The sequence below is a fragment of the Longimicrobium sp. genome, from assembly GCF_036399935.1.
Taxonomy (GTDB): Bacteria; Gemmatimonadota; Gemmatimonadetes; order Longimicrobiales; family Longimicrobiaceae; genus Longimicrobium.
Genome location: NZ_DASWMD010000052.1, coordinates 24,343 through 30,657, shown reverse-complemented (window position 1 = coordinate 30,657; position 6,315 = coordinate 24,343). Strand labels below are relative to the sequence as shown.

The 6,315-nt window shown below is 69.0% G+C and carries 2 protein-coding genes; both read right to left on the bottom strand.

Annotated features, from left to right (window positions below; all coding sequences use genetic code 11):
• The coding region (locus VGB24_RS16245; protein ID WP_331073996.1) for a calcium-binding protein at nt 1–5,712 on the bottom strand (5,712 nt) is incomplete at its 3' end.
• Between the two features lie 184 nt (nt 5,713–5,896).
• A complete protein-coding gene (locus tag VGB24_RS16240; RefSeq protein WP_331073995.1) occupies nt 5,897–6,313 on the bottom strand; it encodes a hypothetical protein in 417 nt (138 codons plus the stop codon).
• Nucleotides 6,314–6,315 lie beyond the last annotated feature (2 nt).

Here is a 6,315-nt window from a genome sequence, read left to right as displayed (position 1 = left end):
GTTGCCGCCGCTCAGCGAGTCGTTGCCGATTCCGGCCTTGAGCAGGTCGTTGCCGTCCTGGCCCTGCAGGTTGTCGTCACCCGCGCCGCCCTCCAGCGTGTCCGCGCCCGCCGCGGCGTAGATGGTGTCGTTCCCCTCCAGGCCGGTGAGCACGTCGTCGGTCGCGTAGCCGTAGAGGGTGTCGTTCCCGGTGGTGGGAACCGTCACCATGGACTTGATGGCGGCTACGTTCCACACGGTCCCGTCGGCGAACTGGATGCTCTCCACCGCGTACTGCGACGCGCCGTCCTGGCTGAAGTACGACTGCACCCGCAGCGAGTCCGTCGTCCCGGCGATCGCAAGGACCAGGTCCTCGCCGGACCGGCGCACGGTCACGTTGGCGGGGATCACGTCCGCCGCGAACGAGACGGTATCCGCGTTCACGCCCACGGCGTCGCCGTCGTGATTGTAGACGGTCTCGGAGCCGTAGCCGCGGCCGAAGCGGTAGACGTCCGCCCCGCTGCCGCCCGAGAGGTAGTCGTTTCCGGCGCCGCCGTCGAAGACGTCGTTTCCGGCGTCGCCGTACAGGTAGTCGTTGCCGGCCTCACCCTGCAGGTCGTCGGCACCGTTGCCGCCGCTCAGGCTGTCGTTGCCGATGCCGCCCTTGAGCAGGTCGTTGCCGTCCTGGCCCTGCAGGTTGTCGTCACCCGTGCCGCCATCCAGCGTGTCCGCGCCACCGGCGCCGTAGATGGTGTCGTTTCCGCCCAGCCCGTGCAGAACGTCGTCGGTCGCGTAGCCGTAGAGCGTGTCGTTGCCCGCCGTTCCGCTCGTGGGCTCCACCACCTTGGCCTTGATGGTGGTGATGTCCCACACCGTCCCGTCGGCGAACTGGATGTTCTCCACCGCGTACTGCGACGTGCCGTCCTGGCTGAAGTACGACTGCACGCGCAGCGAGTCCGTCGTGCCATTGATCGAGAGCAGCAGGTCCTCGCCCGAGCGCTTGGCCGTCACCTCGGAGGTGGCGATCCCGGCCGCGAACGAGATGGTGTCGGCGTTGACGCCCAGCGCGTCGCCGTCGTGGTTGTACACGGTTTCGGAGCCGTAGCCGCGGCCGAAGCGGTAGACGTCCGCCCCGCTGCCGCCGGACAGGTAGTCGTTGCCGGTGCCACCATCGAAGACGTCGTTTCCGCCGTCGCCGTACAGGTAGTCGTCGCCGGCCTCGCCCCGCACGTCGTCGGCGCCGTTGCCGCCGCTCAGGCTGTCGCCGCCGATGCCGCCCTTGAGCAGGTCGTTGCCGTCCTGGCCCTGCAGGTTGTCGTCACCCGCGCCGCCCTCCAGCGTGTCCGCCCCGGCCGCGCCGTAGATCGTGTCGTTCCCCTCCAGGCCGTTGAAGACGTCGTCGGTCGCGTAGCCGTACAGCGTGTCGTTGCCCGCCGTCGGAACCACCACCATCGCCTTGATGGCGGCCACGTCCCACGCCGTGCCGTCGGCGAACTGGATGCTCTCCACCGCGTACTGCGACGCGCCGTCCTGGCTGAAGTAGGACTGCACCCGCAGCGAGTCCGTCGTGCCATTGATCGAAAGCAGCAGGTCCTCACCCGAGCGCCGCACGGTCACGTTGGCGGGGAGCACGTCCGCCGCGAACGAGATGGTGTCCGCGTTCACGCCCACGGCGTCGCCGTCGTGGTTGTAGACGGTCTCGGAGCCGTAGCCGCGGCCGAAGCGGTAGACGTCCGCCCCGGTGCCGCCCGAGAGGTAGTCGTTTCCGGCGCCACCGTCGAAGACGTCGTTTCCGGCGTCGCCGTACAGGTAGTCGTTGCCGGCTTCACCCTGCAGATCGTCGGCGCCGTTGCCGCCGCTCAGCGAGTCGCCGCCGATGCCGCCCTTGAGCAGATCGTTGCCGTCCTGGCCCTGCAGGTTGTCGTCACCCGCGCCGCCCTCCAGCGTGTCCGCGCCGGCCGCGGCGTAGATGGTGTCGTTGCCCTCCAGGCCGGTGAGCACGTCGTCGGTCGCGTAGCCGTACAGGGTGTCGTTGCCCGCCGTGGGTACCGTCACCATCGACTTGATGGCGGCCACGTCCCACGCCGTGCCGTCCGCGAACTGGATGCTCTCCACCGCGTACTGCGACGCGCCGTCCTGGCTGAAGTACGACTGCACCCGCAGCGAGTCGGTGGTGCCGGCGATGGAGAGGACAAGGTCCTCACCCGAGCGCCGCACGCTCACATCCGCGGGGAGCACGTCCGCCGCGAACGAGATGGTGTCCGCGTTCACGCCCACGGCGTCGCCGTCGTGGTTGTAGACGGTGTCGCTCCCCGAGCCGCGGCCGAAGCGATACACGTCCGCCCCGCTGCCGCCCGACAGGTAGTCGTTGCCGGCGCCGCCGTCGAAGATGTCGTTTCCGCCGTCGCCGTACAGGTAGTCGTTGCCGGCCTCGCCCCGCAGGTCGTCGGCGCCGTTTCCACCGCTCAGCGAGTCGCCGCCGATGCCGCCCAGCAGCAGGTCGTTGCCGTCCTGGCCCTGCAGGTTGTCGTCACCCGCGCCGCCCTCCAGCGTGTCCGCGCCGGCCGCGCCGTAGATCGTGTCGTTCCCCTCCAACCCGCTCAGCACCTCGTCGGTCGCGTAGCCGTACAGCGTGTCGTTGCCGGCGGTGGGCTGGACGACCATCCCCTTGATCGCGGCCACGTCCCACGCCGTGCCGTCCGCGAACTGGATGGTCTCCACCGCGTACTGCGACGAGCCGTCCTGGCTGAAGTACGACTGCACCCGCAGCGAATCGGTCGTGCCGGCAATCGAGAGGACCAGGTCCTCGCCCGAGCGCTGCATCGTGACATCCGCGGGGAGCACGTCCGCCGCGAACGAGATGGTATCCGCGTTCACCCCCACGGCATCGCCGTCGTGGTTGTAGACGGTGTCGCTCCCCGAGCCGCCGCCGAAGCGGTACAGATCCGCCCCACTGCCGCCGGACAGGTAGTCGTTGCCGGCGCCGCCGTCGAAGACGTCGTTTCCGGCGTCGCCGTACAGGTAGTCGTTGCCGTCCTGGCCCTGCAGGTCGTCGGCGCCGCTGCCGCCGCTCAGCGAGTCGGTGCCGACGCCGCCCAGCAGCAGGTCGTTGCCGTCCTGGCCCTGCAGGTTGTCGTCACCCGCGCCGCCCTCCAGTGTGTCCGCGCCGCCGGCGCCGTAGAGGGTGTCGTTCCCCTCCAGCCCGTTCAGCACGTCGTCGGTCGCGTAGCCGTACAGCGTGTCGTTGCCCGCCGTGGGAACCACCACCATCGCCTTGATCGCGGCCACGTCCCACGTGGTGCCGTCGGCGAAGTAGACGTGCGGCACGGCGGACGGCGATGCGCCGTCCTGGCTGAAGTAGTACTGGACGCGCAGCGAGTCGGTGGTCCCCACGATCGAGAGCACCAGGTCTTCGCCGGAGCGCGTGGCCCGTACGTCGCTGGCCGCCACGCCCTCGCCCATCAGGATGAAGTCGCCGAACTCGCCCGCCGGGTCCGCGTCGTGGTTGTAGATGGTGTCCTGCCCGTACCCGCGGCCAAAGCGGTACCGGTCGTCGCCGTTGCCGCCGGACAGATAGTCGGTGCCGGCACCGCCGTCGAGCACGTCGGTCCCGTCGCCCCCGTACAGGTTGTCGTTGCCGCCGCGGCCCAGGAGGATGTCGTCACCGGCGCCGGACTGGATGTGGTCGTTGCCGTGCGCGGCGACGATCAGGTCGCTGCGCGCGGTGCCCGCCGGGCTCACCTCGCCGGCGCCGGCCAGCCGGACCGTCCAGGCGCCAAGCTCCGCGGAGAACGACGACAGCCCCTCGACCTTGTTGAGCTCCTCGAACAGGAATGCCCTGGCGTTCCAGTCGAACATGGCGGCGCGACCGCGGCCGAGGGCGCTGACGAACTCGACCATGTCGATTACGCCCTGCTGCGGCGACGCCGCGATCGCCTGGCGGAACATCCCTTCGACGTGGCTCATGTCCGTGTCGATCAGGACGCCTTCCTGCATCGTCAGATAGACCTTGTCGTAGTACGGCTTGAGCCGGGTGTCGAGCAGCAGGTACTCGTACGTCCCGGCGCTGTACTTGTCGTACGCACGCGAGATGTTGGCGATCTGCTCGCGCGCCAGCGACACCGTCAGCGAGCCCGAGTTGGCGTCCAGCGGCTCCGTACGAATGCCGCCGGTGGGCCCGGCGTACGTGAACCCCATGAAGCGCTCCACCACTCCCAGCTTGTGAAGGAAAGCCTCGTACGCCGGCGTGCCGGGGGTCAGTCCCTCCAGGCTGTAGGTAACGGACACCTGCGCCCCCTGCGTGGCCAGCGAGTTCGCCTGCTGCTTCAACGACCCTACGTCGGCCGTGTCCGCCCACGCCTGCACCAGCTGGTCGAGCAGGGCGAGCTGTCCCGAGCGCGTGGTCTGCTGCGAGTAGCTTTCCACGATGTTCGCCAGCGTGGGCGACAGGCTCATGGCCTCGCGCAGGTCGCGCACGCGCCCCGATCCGCGGATGTCGGGCAGCGCCTTCGCCTGCTCCGTCAGCGGAATCCGGGTGGTGAACTCGCTGAAGAAGGTATTGGTGGCCAGGTTCAGGTTGGCCGCGGTGGACGACGTTTCGCCGGCGACGCCGGACGACCCGTCGCTGCGCGTGAACGTGCCGGCGGCCGTCTGCACGTTGCCGTTCCCGAGGTCCGTGCGAATCGAGGTGGCCTGCACGCCCACCGACACGATGCCGTTGGCGCCCAGGCTGGTGAGCTCGTGTTCCTGGCTCACGCCGTCGCGGTTCAGGTCGCGCCACAGCCGCAGCTGCGAGAAGACGCCGTCGGCGGTGTTGACCACGCCGTCCTGGTTCACGTCGTGCTCGCGCAGCGCGGCAAAGCCGTCGGCCGCGGTGGTGCCGTTGGCGAGCACCGTGTCCACGCCGAACAGCTCACGGCCCGTGTCGATGACGCCGTTGCCGTTCTTGTCCAGCACGAGCCAGGCGTCGTCGCCCGTGAGCCACCCGGTTCCCGTCTTTACGCCGTCGGCGTCGTGGTCGAACATCACCACCGACCCGTCGGTGCCGATGGTCTCGATTCCGTCGCCGTCCAAGTCCAGCGCGAGCGGGTCACGCAGGGGGGCGAACAGGCCGCGAAGGGCGTCGGTGAGCGAATCCAGGATGTTGTCCAGCCCTTCCCGGAGGTCGTCGAGCCCGTCGAAGAACCAGTCGAACGGCCGATGCGGCCGCCAATCCCACGGCCGGCCCGAAGCAGGCGCGCTGTAGTCCGGGTACGGGTCGTCGTTCAGCGCCGGAAGGTTGGGGCGTTCGGGGTCCCGGATGTCGGGGGTGTCGAACTTGGGGGCCGGCAGCCCCGCGCGACGCAGCGCCTCGTCCACCGCCGTGTTGGAGTTCCGCTCCAGAAGGTCGTAGCCGACCTCGTTCGCCTCGATTTCCCTCGCGAAGTCCAGCATGGTGTTCCACTCGTCGCTCAGGTCGGCATCCGTCGCGATGGTCTCGTAATGCCGGTCCTTGTTCTCGGTCATCTTGTTGTGGGGGTGGTCACGCCTGCTCGCGGTGTAGGGCCCGTCGTCGACTTTCATGGGCCCGAACGGATCGCGGTTCCTCACGCTCTCCAGCCACGCCCCGGTATTCATGTCGTACTCGGGGAAGATGCTGATGCTCTGCTGGTTCCCATCACTGTCGGTGTACAGCAGGTACTTGTGGTGCGCGCTGCCATAGATCTGGCGGTACACCACCTGGATCGTTTCCATGTGTAATTCCTCGGAAAATGTCTGTAAATGTTTGCTGTTTGGATGTGCGCGGCCATGGACCGGACCGGCACGTCGGTGCTCGCGTTCGCGCGGGACCGGGGGCGCGCCGGCAGCCCGCGCAGGGCGGCGGGATCTCCGCGTCCCTGCGAGTGGAGCGCGGAGGCGGGCCGCCCCGGTCAGCTGCCTAGATGTAGAACTCCCGCATCACTCGCGCGGCGCTCAGGTATACGAGCCGGCCATCCCTGAACCCGATCGCCACCGAGATCGCCTCGCCCCCGCACAGGATGCTTTCGTCGTAGCGGCCGACCATCATCTCGTCGCATTCCCGGCAGGGCATGGGAACCCACGGGTCTTCCGGCCGGGGCTTCATCCGGAACCCCGCTCTGCGCAGGGCCCACAGGGCATCGCGGCGGTTCATGCCCAGGGGCAGGTGCTTCGCCGCCACGGAGTCGACGTCGACGGCCACGCCGTTGTGCGTCGTTCCGGGAACCGCGAACGCCGCCCGTACCAGGGCATGGCGGGGCAGGGCGCACTGCCACAGCCCGTACAGGGCCAGGCAGCCGAGCGGTGCCGCAAAGGCGATCAGGAGTCTGCGATACATCG

Coding starts and splice junctions, on each gene's coding strand:
- VGB24_RS16240 (WP_331073995.1), bottom strand. CDS start 6,313: ATGTATCGCAGACTCCTGATCGCCTTTGCGGCACCGCTCGGCTGCCTG.